This window comes from Agrococcus terreus, assembly GCF_014645235.1.
Lineage (GTDB): Bacteria > Actinomycetota > Actinomycetes > Actinomycetales > Microbacteriaceae > Agrococcus > Agrococcus terreus.
Genome location: NZ_BMLM01000002.1, coordinates 533,546 through 555,107, shown reverse-complemented (window position 1 = coordinate 555,107; position 21,562 = coordinate 533,546). Strand labels below are relative to the sequence as shown.

The window sequence follows — 21,562 nt, the reverse complement described above, 5'->3', positions numbered from 1 at the left end:
GACAACCTATGCACCGCGGCTGGACGACTCCTCAGCGCTCGGCAGGAGGCTCCGATGCGCCGGCCGTGCGGACGGTGGGGATGGATCCGGTGACGGGAGGGGCCATCGAGCCGGGGATCGAGGCGTCCTGCTCGAGCTGCGCCTGCGCGGCGCGACGCTCCATCGCCTCCTCCATCGCCGACTTCTGGCGCAGCGGCGGCGCCTTGAAGAACAGCGCGACGACGAAGGCGACCGACACCACCGCGAGCGCCACCCAGAACGGCGTGGTCGTCGCGGTCGAGAAGCCGTCGAGGAACGGCGCGGCGAGGCGCGGGTCGGCGGTGTTGAGGAACGACGAGTCGTTGTTCAGCGCCTCGCCGATCCCCTCGGGGCGCTGCAGGACGTCGAGGATGCGCGCGTTGCCGGGGTCGGCGACGACCGACGGGTCCTGGAGGGCCGCTCCGAGGTCGGCGCGCAGGTCGTCGCGGCCGAAGGCCGTGCGGAGCGTGTCGGGCAGGCGGGCGAACAGCAGCGAGAAGACGACGGCGACGCCGGCGGTGCCGCCGAGCTGGCGGAAGAACGTGGCGGAGCTGGTGGCGACGCCCATGTCCTTCGGCTCGACGGCGTTCTGCGAGGCGATCGTGAGCGTCTGCATGAGCATGCCGAGCCCGAGGCCGAGGATGAGCTGGCCGAGCAGCAGCGTCCAGAGCGGGGTGTCCCACTGGAGGGTCACCAGCACGCCGTAGCCGGCGGCCATGATGCCGAGCCCGACGACCGGGAACAGGCGGTAGCGGCCGGTGCGCGCGATGACCTGGCCGGATCCGATCGACGAGATCATGAGGCCGACGATCATCGGCAGCGTCGCGAGGCCCGCCTCGGTGGGCGTCATGCCGTGGACGATCTGCAGGATGAACGGCAGCAGCATCATGCCGGCGAACATGCCGAAGCCGGTGAAGACGCCGAGCACCGTCGCCATCGCGAAGGTGCGCCCGCGGAAGAGGCTGAGCGGGATGAGCGCGGCCTGGCCCATGCGCGACTCCACCCAGATGAACGCGACGACGCCGAGCGCGCCGACGACGTAGCAGGCGATGGCGGCGGCGGAGCCCCAGCCCCACACGCGGCCCTGCTCGGCGACGAGCAGCAGCGGCACGACCGCGACGGCGAGGAGCGCGGCGCCCCACCAGTCGATGCGCACGCGCTCGTGGTGCGAGGGGAGGTGGAGGAAGCGCCACACCATGAACAGCGCCGCCGCGCCGATGGGCAGGTTGAACAGGAAGACCCAGCGCCAGCCGTGGAGGCCCAGGATCTCCGGGGTGCCGGCGAAGAGGCCGCCGATGAGCGGGCCGAGGATCGACGAGACGCCGAAGATCGCGAGGAAGAAGCCCTGGTACTTGGCGCGCTCGCGCGGGCTCAGCACGTCGCCCATGATCGTCAGCGGCAGCGAGAAGAGGCCGCCGGCGCCGAGGCCCTGCAGCGCGCGGAACGCGGCGAGCTGCACCATGTCCTGCGCGAACGAGCTGGCGATGGACCCGGCGAGGAACAGCACGATCGCGATGAGGAACAGCGGCCGGCGCCCGAAGATGTCGGAGAGCTTGCCGTAGATGGGCGTGACGATCGTCGAGACGATGAGGAACGCGGTGACGACCCACACCTGCAGGTCGAGGCCGTGGAGGTCGTCGGCGATCGTGCGCATCGAGGTGCCCACGACGGTCTGCGACAGCGACGACAGGAACATCGCGAGCATGAGGCCTGCGAGCACGAGCATGATCTCGCGGCGGGTCATCGGGGCGGGCGCGGCGGCCTGGGCGTCCGTCGGGCGCGGCTGGGGTTCGGACATGGGCTCCTCAGGGTGGCGGCGGCTGGGCGGTGTCGGCGGCGGCGCGCGACGATCGTTAGCCCGGCGAATGGTCGACCGGCCAATGCTACTCCTGCTCGGCGCTCGGCGGCGGGCCGGATCGGTGCCCGGCGTTCGCCCTGCGCGAGCGCGGCGGCGCCGTGCGGGCATGCCAGCATGGAGGCGTGCGGATGCGGACGGGGATGCTGGCGGCGGCGATCACGACGGGCCTCGTGCTCTCCGGGTGCTCGGCGAGCGAGCCGAGCCCGTCGCAGAGCGCGGCGCAGCCGGCGGCCGCCGAACCGACCGCCACCGCGGCGCAGAGGCCGAGCGCGACCCCGACGCCCACGCCCACGCCCACGCCCGAGCCGCTGCCCGCCGAGCAGTGGGACATCGACACCGGCTCGAGCATCACCGCGCTCGTGAACAAGCGCCGGCCGCTGCAGCCGCAGGACTACCTGCCCGAGGTCGTGCCCGTGACCGTCTCGGCCGACGCGGGCGAGGAGTTCGTGCGGCCCGAGGCCGACGCGGCGCTGGTCGAGCTCGACGCCGCGATGCGCGCCGAGCTCGGCGAGGGCGTGCACGTCTTCTCCTCCTACCGCTCGTTCCAGCGCCAGACGACGCTCTACAACGGCTACGTCGCCCAGCACGGCCAGGCGCGCGCGGACACGACGAGCGCGCGGCCGGGCCACTCCGAGCACCAGACGGGCCTCGCCGTCGACGTCGTCGGCACCGGCGGCGCCTGCCGCCTCGACGCCTGCTTCGGCGACACGGCGGCCGGCCGCTGGATCGCCGAGCACGCGTGGGAGCACGGCTGGGTCGTGCGCTACCCGCGCGGCGAGGACGCCGTCACCGGCTACGCCTGGGAGCCCTGGCACCTCCGCTACGTCGGCGCCGACGTGACGGCGGCGATGCAGGAGGAGGGCGCCACGACGCTCGAGGCGTTCTTCGGCACCGGCGCCGCGCCCGACTACGGCGGCTGAGCCGCGCATCCGCCGACATCGTCAGCGCCGAGGTCAGGGCAGCGCGTACCCGCACGCGACGATGTGCTCGCTCTCGAGCCCGCCGGTGTCGATCGCTCGGACGCGGATGCACGCCTGGTTGCCCGGCTCCCGGCCACCCGAGAAGGAGCCGTCCGCCGCCGGCCGCACGACCGTCCAGCCCGACGCGCCGTCGTCGAGGATCCACTCGAGCCGGTCGAGCGGGCGGTCGGTGGTGCCGTTCGGTCCGTAGGAGAACGTCACGCCGCCCGAGTAGCCGGTGACGGCAGCACGCGGCTGGGGAGGCGGTGCGTACTGCGCCGCGACCGGACCGATCGTGATCCGCTCGCTCACGTTCCCGTCGACGTCCACGACGATCGCGGTCATGTACGCCTGGTGCCCGCCCGGCAGCTCCTGCGTCTGCGAGCCGGACGCCGGCGTGACCCGCTGCATGTTCTGACCGTTCTCGTACTGCGTCCACTCGATGCGGTCGAGCGCGCGGCCGTTCGTGCCGTTCGGGGCCCAGTGGTAGGTCACCTGGTGCACTCCGGACGTCATCGAGATGACCGGGGCCGGCGGCGGGCCGAACGGCCGCGCCTGGTTGGAGGAGGCGGCCCAGGCGCTGCCGTAGGACTGCCCGTCGATCGTCGCGACCGCCCGCACCTCGATCGCGTAGGGCCCGCCGGTGTTGCTCAGGCCCGTGAAGGTGCCGCCGGGGCCGAAGGACTGCGGCGATCCTCCGTTCGCGCGGATCTCGAAGCGCACCTCGTCGGCCCTGAGACCGTTGCGCGCGCCGGGTGTCCAGTCCACCCGCACCTGTCCGTCGCCGTCGGTCACGCTGACGCCCGTCGGAGCACCAGGAGCGTTCGCGGCCCGCAGCGGTTGGGTCGGGGCCGAGGCCCCGCCGGTGCCGACCGCGTTCGTCGCCGCCACGGTGAAGGTCACCTCCGCGCCGTCGAGGGGCACCTGGGCGAAGCGCGCCGTGGTGCCGGTGACGGTCTGCTCCAGGCCGGAGGAGGAGCGCACGGTGTAGCGGTCGACCTCGGCGCCGTTGCCGTCGGCGGGCGACCACGTGACGGCCATCTGCACCTCGCCCGGCGTCGAGCGGTCGACGCTGGAGCTCGCGCCGGTCACGGCGCGCGGCAGCCCCGCGGGGATGACGGGGCTCGACGGCTCCGAGACCTCGCTGGGCTCGGGCGCCTGGTTGTGGGCCTGGAGGCGGAACGCGTACGCGGTGCCGTTGGCGAGGCCCCGCCACGTGTGCCCCGTGACGGCACCGAGCTCGATCGCGACGGTGCCATCGGGCGCGGGGGGCTGGATCTGGAGCGTGTAGCCGCTGACGGCAGAGCCGTTCGACACCGCCGGCGTCCACGCGATGGCGAGGCTGCCGTCGCCCCGGGTCGCCGTCGGGGCCGCGGGCTGCTCGGGTCGGCGGTCGGGGCGCGCCCCGGCGGACGCGGCCGAGGGATCGGAGTCGCCGACCTCGTTCTGCGCGATGACCTGGAAGCGGTAGGTGACGTCGTTCCCGAGCCCCTCGACGATGCAGGTCGTGGAGGCGCAGGGCTGCGAGACCGTGCCGTCGACCGACTGCACCAGGTAGCCGGTGATCGGGGCGCCGTTGGAGGCGGGCGGCGCCCACGTGAGCGTCACCTGCGCGTCGCCGACCGCATCGACGTTCGGCCGCGGGGGCGCATCCGGGCGGCCCTTGACCGTGACGGTCGCCGTGCCGGTGACCTGTCGCTCGGTGAGGCCGGTGCCGTCCTGCACCGTGTAGCGCACGGTGAGGGTGCCCGAGAAGTCCGGACCGGAGGTCGCGACGACCGCCCGTCCGGCGATCGTCGCGGAGCCGTCGCCGCCCACCACCTGCGCCGAGACGAGCTCGAGCGGCACGCCGTCGCGCGCGAACGGGTTCACGTCGTTGGTGAGGACGTCGATCTCGACGGGCCTGCCCTGGTCGCCCTCCGCGGCGTCGGGGTTCGCGATCGCCAGCTGCCGGTTCGTGGCGACCACCTCGACCAGCACGGTGCCCGTCACCTCGTTGCCGTCCGGGTCTGCGACGCGCACCGTGTACGCACCGCTCGTCCCGGGAGTCGCGGTGCGCTCCGCTGCGAGCACGAGCGTGGAGCCGTCGAGGCGCGCCGCGACGCCGCGCACCTGTCCCGCGAGGCCGTCGTACCGCATCGCCTCCAGATCGCCCGGGTCCGGGTCGCTCGTGGCCGAGCGCAGGTCGAAGCGGGTCTCTGCCTCGCCCGCGACCGCCTGCAGCGTGGCACCGGCGAAGCTCGGCGGGATGGCGCTCGAGGCGATGACCACGATCGGCAGGGTGAGCACCGCTGTCGCGCCGTCGGGATCCTCGGGGCTCGTCCCGTCGGTCACCTCGAACGTGACGGACGCCGGTCCGACGTAGCCGGGTGCGGAGCGGAAGCGGAGCGTCTCGGTGTCGACGACGAGACCCGAGCCGTCGTGGTTGACCCCCGTGACGAGGTCGCCGGAGGTGATGCGCGGCGGGTTGCCGCTCGCGGCCGCGACGATCTCGCGCAGCGGCAGCTGCCGCTCCTCGCCCGAGGGGATCTGGATCGGCTCGTTCACCGAGAGCGTCGGGCGCGGGTCGCGGACCGGCGGCACGCTCACGAAGGCCTCGGCGGTCTGCCCGTCGATGTCCTCGACGCGGTAGGCGATCACCTGGAACGCCTCGGTGGGCACGACCTGCACGGCGCTGCCGGCGACGGTGCCGGGCCCGGTGACGATCGAGAGCTGCAGGTCGTCGGGGTCCCCGTCCGGATCGAGGTCGTTCTCGAGCACGGGCACGTCGGTCGGGCGGTCGAGCACGAGCTCCGCCACGCTCACGGGATCGTCGCGCGCGACGGGCGGCTCGAGCGCGGCGTCCTCGGAGACGGTGAGCATGACGATGCCGGTGGTCGTGAGCCCGCGGGCGTCGGAGACCACGTAGGTGAGCTGGTGCACGCCCTGCGCGTCGGGCGTCACGAGGTCGACGGTGCCGCGCTCCTCGTCGACCGCGGCGCCCGCGAGCTCGGGCGGCGCATCGAGGCCGTCGGCGACGAGGTGGAGCGGGTCCTGGTCGGGGTCGGAGTCGTTCTCGAGCACCGGGATCGCGACGGCCCGTCCGGGCCGGGCCGTCACCATGTCGGTCTCCGCGAAGGGGGTCTGGTTGACGTCCGCGGCCTGCGCGATGCCGATCGTCGCGGTCGCGGTGGCGCTCGCGCCCCAGCGGTCTCGCACCCGGTAGGTGAAGGCGACGGTGCCGCCTCCGTCCGGATAGGCCTCGAAGTCGAAGTGGTCGGGTCCGGTCTCGACGATCGCGCCCTGATCGGGGGCGGTGTCGTAGCCGACGAGCTCGACCCCGTCGCCGTCGCCGTCGATGCCGTCGAGCGGGATGGGGATGCGCACGGTCGCGCCCGCGAGCACGCGCGCGGTGACCGGCCAAGGGTTGGGCGCCGCGTTCTGCTCGGCGTCGCGCGGCACGATGCGGACGGTCACGGTGGCGCTGTCGCGGTTGCCCTGCTCGTCCTCGATCTCGTAGGCGACGGTGGCTCGCGAGGGGGCGCCCTCGAGCGCATGGATGCGCAGCTGCCCCTCGGACACGAAGGCGATGCCCTCCTCCTCCGAGGCGAAGCTCGAACTGACGACGCTGCGCACGAGCGCGAAGGGTGCGCCGTCGGGCGAGAAGTCGTTGTCGAGCACGTCGACCGACTGGTAGTCGCCGGCGCGCACGGTCGCGGTGTCGTCGACGGCGACGGGCGCGCGCGGCTGCGCAGGCGGCGCGACGGGGATCACCTCGACGCTGCCGGTCTCGGTGAAGCGGCCGTTCGAGACCGAGTAGGCGAGCTGCATCGGCTCGTCGAGCCCGCGCGAGTCGCGAATCCGCAGGAGGCGTCGGTCGACGAGCTCCGCGGTGATCGGGGCGGCGCCCGGCACCGAGATCGCCTGCACCACCAGGACGCCGCCGGCGGGGTCGACGTCGTTCTGCAGGAGGTCGACCAGCGCCTCGCCGCCCTGCGGCAGCAGCGCGGTGTCGCGCACCGCGATCGGCCTCGCCTCGTCGTCGGGAGCGCGCACGTCGACGCGGATCCGGCCGGTCGCGGAGGCGGTGCCGCCGCCGGCGACGACGTAGGTCAGGTAGTGCGTGCCGAGCGGCGCGTCGACGATGCGCACGATGCCGGTCGACGCGTCCCACCGCAGGTCGATGCCTGGCGCCTCGTCGACGAGCGCGAGCCGCAGCGGGTCGCCGGAGGGGGAGTAGTCGTTCGCGAGCGGCCGGATGCTCGCCTCTCGGCCGACGATCGTCGCGACGAAGTCGGCGTTCGCCTGCGGCGCCGCGTCGCCGCGCTCGCGCACGTCGACCGAGATCGAGCCCGACGTCTCGCCGCGGCCGTCGGAGATGCGCAGCTCGACCGTCTGCATGCCCGGATCGCCGGTCGCCGTGTAGACGAGCCGGCCCGAGGGGTCGGTCTGGATGGTGTCGCCGGAGGCGCTCGTCGCGCCCATGAGGTACAGGTCGTCGCCATCCGGGTCGAGCCAGTCCTGCAGCACCTGGTACTCGACCGTCGCGCCCTGCTCGACGACCACGGTCGCTTCGCGCAGGGACTCCGGCACGGCGTTCTCGGCGTCGCCGCGCACATCGACGTCGACGGTCGCGGTGTCGCTCTCGCCGCGGCCGTCGTCGATCCGATACTCGAAGCTGAACGACCCGGTCGCGTCCGGCGGGAGCTGCACCTGCAGCTGCGAGTCCTGCTCGACGGACCCCACGACGACGCCCTCGGGCAGCGTGCTCGCGACGCTCGCGGTGAGCACGTCGCCGTCGGGGTCGGAGTCGTTCCACAGCACCGGGAGGAGCGTCGAGCGGCCGGGCCGCGCGCCGAACGCGTCCGGGTTCGCGACCGGCGGGCTGTTCTGCTCGGTGGGCGGCGGCGGGGTGCGCTCGAAGCGGTCCTCGGTCGACTCGTCCTCCTCCTCGCTGCGCTCCTCGGAGGGCGGCGGCACGAGGTCGTCCCAGTTGTCGACGAGCACGAGCCGGTCCGACAGCAGCCACGACGAGCCGGTCTCGAGCTCGTTGAGCACGACCGCGTCGCGGTTGACGCGGAACGCGGCGGGTCCCTCGAGGCCGTCGACGAGGTGCTCGGCGTCCCGGGTGTCGTCGTCGCAGTCGCGCAGCAGCTGGCGGGTGCCTGGCCACACCGCGTGCACGCAGCCGTCGAGCTGCACGGGCGCCACGGCCGCCGCCGCCTCGCCGAGGCCCTCCTGGACGCGCGCCGCGCCGCCGGCGAGGGGCTGGCGCACGAGGCCGGTGGGGGTCGCGAGCACCACCTCGTCGGCGGCGTCGCCCACCTGCTGCAGCACCGCGCCCTCCGGGGCCGTCGTCTCGCCGCCGGGCAGGACGAGGGCGCCGCTGACCGGATCGTGCACCACCGGTGCCTCGCCGACCACCGTCACCGCCGGCGCCGACATCGACGCGAGCGCCGACCGGGGCGTCGTCTCGGCGTCGTCCGCGACGAATCCCTGCGGACCGGGAGCGAGACGCACGAGCGCTCCGCCCGCGGGGTCGGCCGCGTGCACGACGCCGTCGCGGCCGACGGTCGCCGCCGCGCCCTCGCCGAGCTCGAGCGTGGGCTCCGTCGTCTCCGGCGAGAAGCCGGGGAGCGCCTCGAAGGGCATCGCCCAGACGAAGCCGTCCGCGGGATCCACGACGACGGCCGAGCCGCCGCCGAGCGCGACCCTCCCGCCGGGCGGGAGGGCGACGCTGGAGGCGGTCTGGAGGTGCACGGGGTCGACGACGAGGGCGCTCGAGGAGTCGCGCGCGAGCAGCAGCACGCGGTCGTCGTCCTGCACGACGTCGAAGTCGGCCGAGGGCGAGACGAGGCCGCCGTCGAGCGACTCGGCCTGCACGTTGAGGTGCCCGAGCTGCAGGGTGCTCGTGCGCGTCACCCAGACACCGCCGTCGTGGAGGTCGACGTCGGTGGAGACGAAGCCCTCGTAGGTGGCGGCGAGGATGCCGAGCGCGAGGCTGAGGGCCGTGACGACCGCTGCGGCCGCGGTGCTGCGGCGGTGCGTGCCGATCCAGCGCAGCACGGCCCCACCTCCATCCGCCTGCCTTCGCGATGGGCGCTGCTCGCGAGCGACCCTCACAGCATGCCGCATCCGGGCGCGCGGCTCGTGCGGAGGATCCCTGACCTCAGGGGCACGCCGTATCCTGCCCCCATGGCGAAGGCAGGACGCTCGATCGGCGGCTCGCGAGGCGGCGGCTCGTTCCGCGGCGGCGGAGGCTCGCGCAGCTTCTTCGGCGGCTCGCGCTCCTCGGGCGGCGGCTCGTTCGGCGGGTCCCGCTCGTCGGGCTCCCGGTCGTCGTGGAGCTGGGGATCCTCCTCCGGCTCGCGCTCGTCGTGGCGGTCCGGATCCTCGGGCGGCCACGGCCCGGCCACGGGCGGCGACTGGACGGTCGCGGTCATCGCGATCGTCGTCATCGTCGTCGTCTACGCGATCATCGCCGGCTCGTGAGGCGCGCCGCGATCGTCGCCGCGGCGGCCGTCCTGCTGCTGACCGCCTGCGCGCCGGGCACGCTCCAGCCCGCGCCGGCGACGAGCGAGCCCGCGGCGTCGCCGACCGCCACGCCGACGCCCACGCCCGAGCCGGCGACGGTGTCGGTGAGCGCGATGGGCGACATGCTCCCGCACGACTCGGTCACGGCGGACGCCCTCCAGCCGGACGGCTCGTACGACTACGGGCACTTCTTCGACGCGGCGCGCGGCATCTGGGACGACAGCGACCTCGTCTACTGCAACCAGGAGGCGCCGAGCGGCGGCGTCGAGCTGGGCCTCACCTACTACCCGGCGTTCAACGCGCCCGTCGAGTTCGCGCAGGGCCTCGCGGCGGCGGGCTGCAACACGATCGGCCTCGGCAACAACCACACGTACGACCGCGGGCAGGAGGGCGTCGACCGCACGCGAGCCGTGTGGGATGAGCTCGACCCGCTGCTCATCTCGGGCGCGTACCGCTCGGCCGAGGAGCAGGCGGTCGTGCCGACCACCGAGGTCGACGGGCTCACCCTCGCGTTCCTGAACTTCGTCGACCTGTCGAACACCCCGACCACCGACACGGTCGTCACGTGGCTCGACTCCCCGCTCGTCGAGCAGCAGCTCGCGGAGGCCGAGGAGGTCGCCGACGCCACGATCGTCGCGGTGCACTGGGGCGACGAGTACTCGCAGGTCGTGAACGACCGCCAGCGCGAGCAGGCGCAGCGGCTCGCCGACCTCGGCGCCGAGGTGATCCTCGGCACGCACCCGCACGTGCTGCAGGAGGCGGCGTGGATCGACCGCGCCGACGGCTCGCGCGCGTTCGTCTACTACTCGCTCGGCAACGCACTGTCGACGCAGATGGCCGTGCCGCGCGTGGTGAGCGCGGTCGCGCAGTTCGACCTCGTCGGGCTGCCGGGCGGCGACGTGGAGGTCGTCGACCCCTCGGCGGTGCCGCTGTACATGCACTTCGACCTCACGCCGCAGCAGTTCGCGTCGGGCGCGTGGGTGAACCGGCGCAACCTGCAGCTCTACCCGCTCGTCGACGCGGCGGAGCCGATCACGCGCTCGGCCTGGAGGGACGAGCTGACGGTGGAGTCCGGCATCGAGCTCGTCACCGACGTGCTCGGCCCCGACGTGCGCATCGACACGGAGACCCGCTAGCCCCGCTCAGCCGGTCGAGGAGCGCACGGCGCAGCCGCCCGCGTCACGAGACCCGCGACGTACCGCCGCATCCAGCTGCAGGATCGCCTCAGCCACCTCATCGGGCGCCTCGAGCCCCGGGAAGTGCCCGCCCCGCTCCAGCACCGAGAACGAGCGCAGGTCGCGGTAGCTGCGCTCGGCGAGCGAGCGCGGGTAGTCGACCTCGCGCCGCTGCACGCGCACGGCGGCGGGCACCTCGACGATGGGATGCGGCCGCTCGCCGCTGTCGGCGTAGGGCCGGAACGAGGTGCCGATCGAGCGCGTCGCGTGGAGCAGCATGACGGGCGCGAGCACCGCGTCGTCGTCGAGCCCCTCGTCGCCCGCCCACTCGAGCATCTTCTCGCCCACCCACGCGGCGAGGCCTGCGGGGGAGTCGAGCAGCGCGGCCGCCGTCGTGTCGGGCCGCGATCCCTGCTGGTGCGCGTAGCCGCCGGCGAGCGGGCCCTCCGCGTCGAAGCGCGCGAAGAACGCGCGCTCGGCGTCGTCCATGGCCTCGCCGCGGTCGCGCACGCCGAACGACGCGTGGGTCGCGACGATGCCGACCGCCGCATCCGGGTGCGCGCCGGCGAGCCAGTCGCTCACGGAGGAACCCACGTCCTCGCCGTAGGTGAGGAACCGCTCGTGGCCGAGCGCGCGCATGAGGCCGCGCCAGCGGCGGGCGACGCCGGCGCTGGTGAACGGCTCGGGCAGCGGCTGCGACAGCAGCGTGCCGGGCAGCGAGGGCACGACGACGTCGGTGCGCTCGGCCAGCAGCTCGGCGAGCGGCAGCATCTCGTTGACCGTGTACGGCCAGCCGTGCGTGAGGACGACGGGGAGGCGCCCCTCGTCGGGGCCCGGCAGGACGACGCAGTGGATGCGGGTGCCCTCGACCTCGACCAGCCGGTGGTCGAGCGCCGCGTGCCGCTCGACGAGCGCGCGCCACGGCTCCCCGGAGCGCCAGCGGTCGAGCAGGCGCCGCAGCGTGGGCATGGGGATGCCGTGCGCGCCGGGCGTCGGCTCGGGCAGCACGGTCTCGTCGAGCCGGCGGTGGAGCCGGTCGAGGTCGGCGGCGGACAGGTCGATCCGGACGGGCTCGCTGCGCATGCTGCGACGCTACGCGTGGCCGCCGACACCCGGTGGCCCTCCGCTGGTCGAGGAGCTGCCGGCGCAGCCGGCCGCGTCTCGAGACCACCTGCGCGACGAGCGGCCCGCCATGCTGTGGTCTCGACTCGCTCTGCGCGCTTCGCGCGCGGAGCGGCTCGACCAGCGGTGGGTGGCGGAGCGGCTCGACCGGCGGGGAGGCTACCCCGCCATCCTCGCGCTGCGCGCTCGGCGGCCCTCGCAGCGGAGGCCCACCGGGCCTCCGCTATCCAGCGATCCTCGCGCTGCGCGCTCGGCGGCCCTCGCAGCGGAGGCCCACCGGGCCTCCGCTATCCAGCGAGGGCCGCGTCCACGATCGCCTTCGCCTCCGCCTGCACCTGCCGGAGGTGCTCCTCGCCGACGAACGACTCGGCGTAGATCTTGTAGACGTCCTCGGTGCCGGAGGGCCGCGCGGCGAACCACGCGCGCTCGGTCACGACCTTCAGGCCACCGATCGCCGCGCCGTTGCCAGGCGCCTCGGCGAGCTTCGCGACGATCGGGTCGCCCGCGAGCTCGGTCGCCGTCACCGCGTCGCCCGAGAGCTTCCCGAGCCGCGCCTTCTGCTCGCGCGAGGCCGGCGCATCCACCCGCTCGTACACCGGCGCGCCGAATCGCTCGGTGAGCTCGGCGTAGAGCTGCGACGGGCTCTTGCCCGTCACGGCACGGATCTCGGAGGCGAGCAGGCACAGCAGGATGCCGTCCTTGTCGGTCGTCCACACGGTGCCGTCCTGCTGCAGGAACGAGGCGCCCGCGCTCTCCTCGCCGCCGAACACGACGGAGCCGTCGATGAGCCCGGGCACGAACCACTTGAAGCCGACCGGCACCTCCCACAGGCGACGGCCGAGCGACTCGACGACGCGGTCGATCATCGACGACGACACGAGCGTCTTGCCGATCGCCGCATCCGCCGACCACCCGGGCCGGTGCGACGCGAGGTACTGGATCGCGACCGCGAGGAAGTGGTTGGGGTTCATGAGGCCGCCGTCGGGCGTGACGATGCCGTGGCGGTCGGCATCGGCATCGTTGCCGGTGAGGATGTCGAAGTCGTCCTTGCGCGCGAGCACCGAGGCCATCGCGTTGGGGCTCGAGCAGTCCATGCGGATCTTCTCGTCCCAGTCGAGCGTCATGAACGCCCACGTCGGGTCGACGACCGGGTTCGTGACGGTCAGGTCGATGCCGTAGCGCTCGGCGATCGCGCCGTAGTAGTCGACGGCAGCGCCGCCGAGCGGGTCGGCGCCGATGCGGATGCCGGCGGCCTTGATGGCCTCGAAGTCGATGACGCCGCCGAGCGCGGCGACGTAGGCGTCGCGGAAGTCGTAGAGCTCGACGCGCGGGTCGCTCGAGCCCTCGACCCCGGTGCGCCGCACGCCCTCGAGCCCGCCGGCGATGAGCTCGTTGGCGCGCTTCGCGATCCAGCCGGTGGCGTCGGAGTCGGCGGGGCCGCCGTGCGGCGGGTTGTACTTGAAGCCGCCGTCGCGCGGCGGGTTGTGCGAGGGGGTCACCACGATGCCGTCGGCCTGGTCGTCGGGGCCCGCCGTGGCGTTGTGGGCGAGGATGGCGCGGGAGACGGCGGGCGTCGGGGCGACCGAACCGCGGGCGTCGGCGGTGACGCGCACGCCGTTGGCGACCAGCACCTCGAGCGCCGAGCGCTCGGCGGGCAGCGAGAGCGCGTGGGTGTCGCGACCGATGAACAGCGGGCCGGTGATGCCCTGCGCGGCGCGGTACTCGACGATCGCCTGCGTGATGGCGAGGATGTGCACCTCGTTGAACGCCGTGTCGAGCGAGCTGCCGCGGTGCCCGGAGGTGCCGAACGCGACCGCCTGGTCGGGGTTCGCGACATCCGGCACGAGCTCGTAGTAGGCCCGCTCGAGGGCGGCGACGTCGATGAGGTCCTGGGGCTGGGCGATCGTGCCGGCTCTGCTCATGTGGCCATCCTGGCACCGCGGCCCTGCGAGCGGCGGAGCGCGCATCTGCCGCCCTCCGCGGGGCGTCACGTCCGGTCGCCGAGCCGCTCGCCGGATCCGCCCCTTGTCGCGGCGCGCGAGCGGGATGACACTGGCCCCGTGGACGGACGGGAGCGCGCCCTCGACGCGGCGCATCGCGGGGCGGAGGCGTTCCTGCGCACGCTCGACACGAGGCCGGTGTGGCCGCGCGCCGACCTCGACGCGATGCTCGAGGCGTTCGGCGGTCCGCTGCCCGACGAGGGCCTCGATCCGACCGCCGTCGTCGAGCGGCTGATGGCGGATGCGGATCCGGGCCTCGTCGGCATCCCGGGCGGCCGGTTCTTCGGCTTCGTGATCGGCGGCACGCTGCCCGCGGCGCTCGCGGCCGACTGGCTCGTCTCGGCGTGGGACCAGAACTCGGGATCGGCGATGCTGACGCCCGCGACGGTCGCGCTCGAGCGAGTCGCGGGCCGGTGGATGCTCGACCTGCTCGGCCTGCCCGAGACGGCGAGCGTCGGCTTCGTCACCGGCGGGCAGCTCGCGAACTACGCGTGCCTGCTCGTGGCGCAGCGCGCCGTGCTGACGCGCGCGGGCTGGCCGCTCGCCGAGCGCGGCCTCCGGGGCGCGCCCGCCGTCCGGCTCGCCGTCGGCGCCGACCGGCACGGCTCGATCGACCGCGCGGCGCGGTTCCTCGGCATCGGCACCGACGACCTCGTCGTGGTCGCCTCCGACGACCAGGGCCGGATGCTGCCGGACGCGCTGCGCGCGGCGCTCGCGACGGACGACGGCCCGCTCGTCGTCTGCCTGCAGGCGGGGGAGGTGCACACGGGCGCCTTCGACGACCTCGCGGCGCTCATCCCGATCGCCCACGAGCACGGCGCGTGGGTGCACGTCGACGGCGCCTTCGGGCTGTGGGCGGGCGCCTCGCCGCGCCTCGCGCACCTCACGGCCGGCGTCGGCGGCGCCGACTCGTGGGCGACGGATGCGCACAAGACGCTCAACGTGCCCTACGACTGCGGCATGGCGATCGTGCGCGACCCGGCCGACTCCATCGCCGCGTTCCGCACGGGCGGCGACTACCTGGTCTACACGGGCCTCGACCCGTGGGACGTCACGCCCGAGCTCTCGCGGCGCGCGCGCGGTGTGCCCGCGTGGGCGGCGCTGCGGAGCCTCGGCCGAGGCGGCGTCGCGGCGCTCGTCGAGCGGCTGCACGACAACGCGGTCGCGGTCGCGGAGGGGCTGCGCGGCATCGGCGGCGTCGAGGTGGTGAACGACGTCGACTACACGCAGGTGCTGTTCCGGCTGCGCGACGACGCGGCCACGCGCGCGCTCGGCGACGCGATGCTCGTCGACGGCACGGCGGTCGTCACCGGCTCCACCTGGCGGGGTCGCACGGCGCTGCGCTGCTCGATGTCGTCGTGGGCGACGACGCCCGACGACCTCGAGCGCACGCTCGGCGCCGTGCGCCGCATCGTCGCGGGCATGGGGGAGGCGGTGCCCGCCCGACCGTAGGCTGGGCCCATGGTGGGTCCCCGCGTCGTCAGCTTCCTGGGTCCCCGCGGCACGTTCACGGAGCTCGCGCTCGACCAGGTGCCCGGCATCGGCTCGTGGGAGCGGCGTCCGGTCGCGAACGTGCAGGAGGCGCTCGCCGACGTCGCCGAGGGCCGCTCGGCGGCCGCGATGATCGCGATCGAGAACTCGCTCGAGGGCGGCGTGACCGCCGCGCAGGACGCGCTCGCGGCGACGCCCGGCATCCGCATCCTCTCCGAGCACCTCGTGCCGGTCGACTTCTCGCTCGTGGCGCTCGCCGGCACGCGGCTGGAGGACGTGCGGGTCGTCGCCGCGCACCCGGTGGCGCTCGCGCAGTGCTCGCGCTGGCTGCAGCGCGAGCTGCCCGGCCGCGCGCACCTGCCTGCGCCGTCGAACGTGACGGCCGCCGCCGACCTCGCGCAGGGCGTCGCGCAGGCGGCGCTCTCGACGCCGACGATCACGCAGTGGGTCGACGGCCTCGAGGTGCTCGCCGAGCACGTGGCCGACTCCCGCACGGCCGTCACGCGCTTCCTGCTCGTCGGCCGTGCCGAGCAGCTGCCCGAGCGCACCGGCGCCGACAAGACGAGCCTCGTCGTCGAGCTGCCGAGCGACGAGCCGGGCGCCCTGCTCGACATGCTCGAGCAGTTCGCGACCCGCGGCGTGAACCTCACGCTCATCCAGTCGCGCCCCATCGGCGACCGGCTGGGTCGCTACCGCTTCGTGATCGACTGCGACGGGCACGTGCGCGACGAGCGGGTGGCGGATGCGCTGCTCGGCCTCAAGCGCTTCAGCCCGAACGTCATCTTCCTCGGCTCGTACCCGAAGGCGGAGGGGGAGCGCGCCACGGTCGAGAAGCGCTACGCCGACCGCCGCTTCGAGGACGCCCGCGACTGGCTGCGCGGCCTGCTCGCCGCCGAGCCGGAGGCGTAGCCGGCCGCTGCTCCGCCCTCGCAAGTCGAGGAGCCCGCAGCCTTCCCTCCCGCTGGTCGAGGAGCGCGCCGCCGCGGGCGGCTCGCGTCTCGAGACCTGGCCGCGCCTAGACCGCGACGCCGAGGTGCGGGCGCTGCTTCGGCACCCGCACCACGAGCGCGTCGGTGCGGATCGTCGCGCGCAGCGCGATCGCGTCGCCCACGACGTCGCCGTCGACCTGCACAGCCCTCGGCTCCGACAGCCGCGCGTGCGTCTCCTTCGCCTGGCCGTACCCGAGGGCGGGGCCGGTGCGCTGCTTGCCCAGGCGGCCCGTGCGCTTCAGCACCTTCGTGACGAGCAGGTTGTTGCGGGCGACGTAGCCGCCCACCTGCAGCCAGCCGCGCACGCCCTTGGGCCGCACGAGCGCGATGTCGAGCATCCCGTCGTCGACGACCGCGTCGGGCAGCACGACGATGCCGTTCGTCACGGTGCCGCAGTTGCCGATGAGCATCGTGTTCACGGTCGAGCGCACCGTGCGGCCGCCGTCGAGGCGGACCTGCACGCGCACGGTGTCGAGCGAGTTGATCACCTTGCCGGCGGCGTCGACGTAGGCGAGCCAGCCCACCTTCTTCTTCAGGCCCTCGTCGGTCTTGTCGATCATCTCGGCGTCGAGGCCGAAGCCGACCATGACCGCGAACGCGTGCTTGGTGCGCTTCCCGTCGGGCGACTCCACCTCGAGCTCGCCGAGGTCGATCTCGCGCTGCTCGCCGTCGAAGGCGGTGCGCACGGCGTTCTTGAGCGAGACCACGTCGATGCCGAGGTTGCGGGCGAGCAGGTTGCCGGTGCCGGAGGGGATGATCGCGAGCGGCACCTCGGTGGCCGTCACGAGGTCGGCCGCCACGCGCACCGTGCCGTCGCCGCCCGCGACGAGCAGCAGGTCGATGTCCGCGTCGAGCGCCTTCCGCACCGCCGCCTCGCCGGCGTCGTCGGCGTCGGTCTCGAACCACACCGGCTCCGACCACTCGATGGGTTGGGCCGACTCGACCTGGGCCGCGAGCGCCTCGCGGTCGGCCTTGACGGGGTTGTAGACGATGCCTGCGCGCATGGGTGGACTGTACTGCCGCGGCGCCGCGGGTTCGCCGTGGGCGAGGTCAGCGGTCGCCCAGCGCGGCCCGCAGGTGCAGGACATCCGCCGCTCGTAGACTGCTGGGGTGATCGATCCCCAGCTGCTGCGCGAGCAGCCCGACCTCGTGAAGGCCAGCCAGGAGCGCCGGGGCGACCCGGTCTCGTACGTCGACGAGGCGCTGGAGGCGGAGTCGGCGCGCCGCTCCGCGATCACCGAGTTCGAGCGCCTGCGCGCCGAGCAGAACGCGCACGGCAAGCTCGTCGGCGCCGCCGCCAAGGAGGACCGCGGCGCGCTCATCGAGCAGGGCAAGGCGCTCGCGGGCGGCGTGAAGCAGGCGCAGACGCGCGTGACGGAGGCCGAGGCGGCGTTCGACGCGAGCGTCTCCCGGCTCGGCAACATCGTGCACCCGGACGTCCCCGCGGGCGACGAGGCGAACTTCATCACGCTCTCGACGCACGGCGAGGAGCGCTCGTTCGACTTCGAGCCGAAGGACCACGTCGAGCTCGGCGAGAGCCTCCGCGCCTTCGACATCGCGCGCGGCGCGAAGGTCGCGGGCAGCCGCTTCTACTACCTGACCGGCATCGGCATGCGGCTCGAGCTCGCGCTCATGCTGCTGGGCCTCGAGCAGGTGCTCGCCGACGGCTTCACCCCGCTCACGACGCCCACGCTCGTCCGCCCGGAGATCATGCGCGGCACCGGCTTCCTCGGCGAGCACGCCGACGAGGTGTACCGCCTGCCCGCCGACGACCTCTACCTGACCGGCACGTCGGAGGTGGCGCTCGCGGGCTTCCACGCCGACGAGATCGTCGACCTCGAGCAGGGCGCCCTGCGGTACGCCGGGTGGTCGACCTGCTACCGGCGCGAGGCCGGGTCCGCGGGCCGCGACACCCGCGGCATCCTGCGCGTGCACCAGTTCAACAAGCTCGAGATGTTCTCGTACGTGAAGCCCGAGGACGCGGAGGCCGAGCACGAGCGGATGCGCGCGCTCCAGGAGCGGATGCTGCAGGCCTGCGAGCTCGACTACCGGGTCATCGACGTCGCCGCGGGCGACCTCGGCTCCTCGGCCGCCCGCAAGTTCGACATCGAGGCGTGGATCCCCTCGCAGCAGCAGTACCGCGAGCTCACCTCCACCTCGAACTGCACGACGTTCCAGGCGCGCCGCCTCGGCACCCGCTACCGCACCGAGACCGGCCGCACGGCGCCCGTCGCGACGCTCAACGGCACCGCCGCCACCACGCGCTGGCTCGTCGCGATCCTCGAGACGCACCAGCAGCCCGACGGCTCGGTGCGCGTGCCGGAGGCCTTGCGCCCGCACCTGGGCGGCATCAGCACCATCGAGCCGGTCGCCTGATGCAGCCGCTGCTCATCGGCCTCGACATCGACGGCACCGTCGTGCGCGAGGACGACTCGCTCTCCGACCGCGTGGCGGATGCCGTGCGGGCCGTGGTCGACGCCGGCCACGTGGTCGTGCTCGCCACCGGCCGCTCGCAGTCGACCACCGAGTCGACGGCGCTGCGGCTCGGCATCGAGCCGAGCCACCTCGTCTCGGCCAATGGCGCGCTCGTGCTCGGCAGGAACGGCGACGGCTACGAGCGCCTGCACGTCGAGACCTTCGACGCGTCGGAGGCGCTGCGCACCATCGCGCAGGGTCTGCCGACGGGCGCGTACATGGTGGAGGACGCGGAGGGCCACCGCCGCTACACCGACGGCATGGTCGACTGGAACCTCGACGAGGCGCAGCGGGTGGAGTTCGAAGACCTCTTCGAGGTGCCCGCGATGCGCGTCGTCGTCATGAGCCCCGACCACGAGGTCGACGAGTTCCTCGAGATCGTCGAGGGGATGGGCCTCCACAAGGTCTCGTACGCCATCGGCTACTCGTCGTGGCTCGACATCGCGCCCGACGGCGTGAACAAGGCGACCGGCCTCGAGCGGGTCGCCGAGCTGCTCGAGATCCCGCGCGAGCGGATCGTCGTGGTCGGCGACGGCCGCAACGACATCGAGATGTTCGAGTGGGTCGCCGCGGGCGGCGGCCGCGCGGTGGCGATGGGCCAGGCGCCCGAGGAGCTGCTCGCGGTCGCGACCGAGACGACCGCGCCGGTCGACGAGGACGGCCTCGCCGTGCTGCTGGAGTCGCTGCTCGACGAGCGCTGACCGGGGCGGCCGCAGCGGCGCCGATCGGGGGACAGGCGCGCATCCACAGCCGATCGCGAGCCGGTCGGCAGCCCTGGCATCCGCTCCGGCGGTACCATCGTCGTCGGTCGTCGCAGCCAGCAGCGACGGGCATGGAGGGCTGTCCGAGCGGCCGATGGAGCCGGTCTTGAAAACCGGTGGGCAGCGATGCCTCGTGGGTTCGAATCCCACGCCCTCCGCGGAAAGGGGAGCAGCATGGCCAGCGAGGAGCGACGGACCGTCGTCGACACGTCGTCGATGGCGCCGCGCCACGGGCGCCTGCGCCGGCGCAACGGCGTCACGCACGTGCTGCGCTGGGTCGCGCTCGGCGTGGGCGTCGTGCTCGTGGCGATGGCCGGCGTCGTCGGCGTCTCGGTGCTGCGGCTCACGACGAACATCGCGACCGTCGACCTCGGCGGCGACGTGCCGCCCGCGCAGCCCGGCTTCGCCCCGTACCAGGGCGCCTTCAGCATCCTGCTCGTCGGCTCCGACCAGCGCGAGGGCCAGGGCGAGGCGTTCGGCGAGGCCGCCTACGAGGGCGGCAAGCTCAACGACGTGACGATGCTCATGCGCGTGAGCGAGGACCACTCGCGCGCCACCGTCGTCTCGTTCCCGCGCGACCTCCTCGTCGACATGCCCGCGTGCGAGGACCCGGAGACGGGCGAGACGGCTCCGGCGGTCGACGGCATCCAGTTCAACCAGGCGCTCAGCCGTGGCGGCCTCGGCTGCGTCGCCTCCACGGTCGAGGAGCTCACGGGCCTCGACGTGCCGTTCGCGGCGATGATCACGTTCAACGGCGTCATCAGCATGTCGAGCGCCGTCGGCGGCGTGCCCGTCTGCTTCGCCGGGCCGATCGACGACCGCTGGACCGGCCTGCAGATCCCCGAGGCCGGCACGTACGACCTCGAGGGCGAGCAGGCGCTCGCGTTCCTGCGCTCCCGCCACGGCGTGGGCGACGGCTCCGACCTGGCGCGCATCTCGTCGCAGCAGGTGTTCCTGTCGTCGCTCGTGCGCACGCTCCAGTCGGATGCGGTGCTCACCGACTTCACGAAGCTGTACAACATCGCCGGCGTCGCGACCGAGAACATGACGCTCTCGTCGGGGCTCGGCGACATCGGCACGATGGTGTCGATGGGCCGCGTGCTCGCCGACATCCCGCTCGACACGATGCAGTTCGTGCTCTACCCGAACGTGCCGAGCGGGCCGCGCGTCATACCCGATCCCGAGCGGGCCGAGGCGCTCATGGAGCTCGTCCGCACCGACCAGCCGATCCAGCTGGGCGAGGACTCGCTGGGCGTCGGGTCGACCGACGAGACGCCCGGGGCGACCGAGACGCCGGGTGCGACCGAGACCCCGGCACCCACGGAGACGCCTGCGCCCACCGACCCCGCGGCGTCCGACCCGGCCGGCACACCCGAGCCGACCGAGACGCCCGCGCTCGACGGCGTCATCGGGCAGGACGCGTCGCAGCAGTCGTGCGTGGTGCCGTTCGGCAGCTGACCCGGTTCCGCGCCGCGCGCACGGGTGCGCTCCGCCGGTTTGGTAGAGTTGCGTCCGGCCTGCGCAGGCGGGCCGAGGAGACGTCGCATAGTCCGGCCGAGTGCACCACCCTGCTAAGGTGGAGTCCCCAATAGGGGACCGAGGGTTCAAATCCCTCCGTCTCCACCACCGAGAGAGGCCTCGAACCGCTGAGCGATCAGGCGAGTCGGGGCCTCTTCGTGGTTCAGGCGCGAGCGTTCCCCCGCGCCCGCCCCGCATCGGCTCGCGGCTGTAGCCTTCGAGCATGCCGTGGTGGGCGGAGGCGCTGATCGGCCTCGGGGTCGCGATCCTGGCGACGTGGCTCGCGCTGCTCGTGGCGCTGCTGCTCGCTCGGCCGAAGGGGCCTCTGCTGCAGGAGGCGGTGCGGCTGCTGCCGGACCTGCTGCGGCTCCTGCGGCGGCTCGCGGCCGACGCGTCGCTGCCGCGTGGGGTCAGGTGGCGGCTCGCGGCGCTGCTCGTCTACCTCGCGTTCCCGATCGACCTGGTGCCGGACTTCATCCCGGTGCTCGGGTACGCCGATGACGCGATCGTCGTCTCGCTCGTGCTGCGGAGCACGGTGCGGCGAGCCGGGATCGGTGCCGTCCGCGCGCATTGGCCCGGCACCGAGGACGGGTTCAGGGCGCTCACCCGCCTGACGGGGATCGGGTCCGGAGGCCGCGCTGGCGCGTCCTCCTGAGGAGCGTCCGCCGAGCGTCATCGCCACC

General features: G+C 73.9%; 15 protein-coding genes and 2 tRNA genes. 11 read left to right on the top strand and 6 right to left on the bottom strand.

Features of this window, described 5'->3' with window-relative positions; all coding sequences use genetic code 11:
• Positions 1–31: 31 nt before the first annotated feature.
• Complete coding sequence (locus tag IEW90_RS12500; protein WP_229679665.1) at positions 32–1,816, bottom strand: MDR family MFS transporter; 1,785 nt, start codon at positions 1,814–1,816, stop codon at positions 32–34.
• Positions 1,817–2,004: 188 nt separating this feature from the next.
• Here IEW90_RS12500 and IEW90_RS12495 point away from each other — a divergent pair, with 188 nt between their 5' ends.
• A complete protein-coding gene (locus tag IEW90_RS12495; protein WP_229679702.1) occupies positions 2,005–2,796 on the top strand; it encodes a M15 family metallopeptidase in 792 nt (263 codons plus the stop codon).
• A 33-nt stretch (positions 2,797–2,829) separates the two neighbouring features.
• On the opposite strand, the gene IEW90_RS12490 is transcribed toward IEW90_RS12495, so the two are convergent.
• Positions 2,830–8,880: an Ig-like domain-containing protein gene (locus IEW90_RS12490; RefSeq protein ID WP_188718600.1), complete on the bottom strand. Its 6,051-nt coding sequence runs from the start codon at positions 8,878–8,880 to the stop codon at positions 2,830–2,832.
• A 129-nt stretch (positions 8,881–9,009) separates the two neighbouring features.
• Between IEW90_RS12490 and IEW90_RS12485 the strand changes: the two genes are divergently transcribed.
• Positions 9,010–9,306: a hypothetical protein gene (locus IEW90_RS12485; protein ID WP_188718599.1), complete on the top strand. Its 297-nt coding sequence runs from the start codon at positions 9,010–9,012 to the stop codon at positions 9,304–9,306.
• On the opposite strand, the gene IEW90_RS12480 is transcribed toward IEW90_RS12485, so the two are convergent.
• Positions 9,290–9,472, bottom strand: coding sequence for a hypothetical protein (locus IEW90_RS12480; protein WP_188718598.1), 183 nt, complete (start codon positions 9,470–9,472; stop codon positions 9,290–9,292). The two genes, IEW90_RS12485 and IEW90_RS12480, sit on opposite strands and share 17 nt — an antisense overlap.
• On the opposite strand from IEW90_RS12480, the gene IEW90_RS12475 reads away from it, so the two are divergent.
• Positions 9,462–10,484: a CapA family protein gene (locus IEW90_RS12475; RefSeq protein ID WP_188718597.1), complete on the top strand. Its 1,023-nt coding sequence runs from the start codon at positions 9,462–9,464 to the stop codon at positions 10,482–10,484. The genes IEW90_RS12480 and IEW90_RS12475 overlap by 11 nt on opposite strands.
• A gap of 6 nt (positions 10,485–10,490) precedes the next feature.
• Here IEW90_RS12475 and IEW90_RS12470 read toward each other — a convergent pair whose 3' ends face one another.
• Entirely contained in the window at positions 10,491–11,606 is a 1,116-nt protein-coding gene (locus tag IEW90_RS12470; RefSeq protein WP_188718596.1) for an epoxide hydrolase family protein, read from the bottom strand.
• A 326-nt stretch (positions 11,607–11,932) separates the two neighbouring features.
• A complete protein-coding gene (gene pgm / locus IEW90_RS12465; RefSeq protein ID WP_188718595.1) occupies positions 11,933–13,567 on the bottom strand; it encodes a phosphoglucomutase (alpha-D-glucose-1,6-bisphosphate-dependent) in 1,635 nt (544 codons plus the stop codon).
• 138 nt (positions 13,568–13,705) lie between these two features.
• Here pgm and IEW90_RS12460 point away from each other — a divergent pair, with 138 nt between their 5' ends.
• Positions 13,706–15,097: a pyridoxal phosphate-dependent decarboxylase family protein gene (locus IEW90_RS12460; RefSeq protein ID WP_188718594.1), complete on the top strand. Its 1,392-nt coding sequence runs from the start codon at positions 13,706–13,708 to the stop codon at positions 15,095–15,097.
• 9 nt (positions 15,098–15,106) lie between these two features.
• Positions 15,107–16,045, top strand: a complete 939-nt coding sequence (pheA, locus tag IEW90_RS12455; protein WP_188718593.1) for a prephenate dehydratase — start codon at positions 15,107–15,109, stop codon at positions 16,043–16,045.
• 106 nt (positions 16,046–16,151) lie between these two features.
• On the opposite strand, the gene IEW90_RS12450 is transcribed toward pheA, so the two are convergent.
• The gene (locus IEW90_RS12450) at positions 16,152–17,129 is read right to left on the bottom strand and encodes a diacylglycerol/lipid kinase family protein (RefSeq protein WP_188718592.1); all 978 of its coding nucleotides are present in this window, start codon (positions 17,127–17,129) and stop codon (positions 16,152–16,154) included.
• A 106-nt stretch (positions 17,130–17,235) separates the two neighbouring features.
• Between IEW90_RS12450 and serS the strand changes: the two genes are divergently transcribed.
• The 6 genes from serS to IEW90_RS12420 all read left to right on the top strand — a co-directional run bounded on the left by serS (position 17,236) and on the right by IEW90_RS12420 (position 21,534).
• Entirely contained in the window at positions 17,236–18,501 is a 1,266-nt protein-coding gene (serS, locus tag IEW90_RS12445) for a serine--tRNA ligase (RefSeq protein WP_188718591.1), read from the top strand.
• Complete coding sequence (locus tag IEW90_RS12440) at positions 18,501–19,301, top strand: HAD family hydrolase (RefSeq protein ID WP_188718590.1); 801 nt, start codon at positions 18,501–18,503, stop codon at positions 19,299–19,301. The genes serS and IEW90_RS12440 overlap by 1 nt, the downstream gene beginning before the upstream one ends.
• 133 nt (positions 19,302–19,434) lie before the next feature.
• Positions 19,435–19,519, top strand: a tRNA-Ser gene (locus tag IEW90_RS12435).
• A gap of 16 nt (positions 19,520–19,535) precedes the next feature.
• Positions 19,536–20,819 (top strand): LCP family protein, encoded by a 1,284-nt coding sequence (locus IEW90_RS12430; RefSeq protein WP_188718589.1) that lies wholly within the window; start codon positions 19,536–19,538, stop codon positions 20,817–20,819.
• A 76-nt stretch (positions 20,820–20,895) separates the two neighbouring features.
• A tRNA-Ser gene (locus tag IEW90_RS12425) sits at positions 20,896–20,987 on the top strand.
• Between the two features lie 115 nt (positions 20,988–21,102).
• Complete coding sequence (locus IEW90_RS12420; RefSeq protein WP_188718588.1) at positions 21,103–21,534, top strand: YkvA family protein; 432 nt, start codon at positions 21,103–21,105, stop codon at positions 21,532–21,534.
• Positions 21,535–21,562 lie beyond the last annotated feature (28 nt).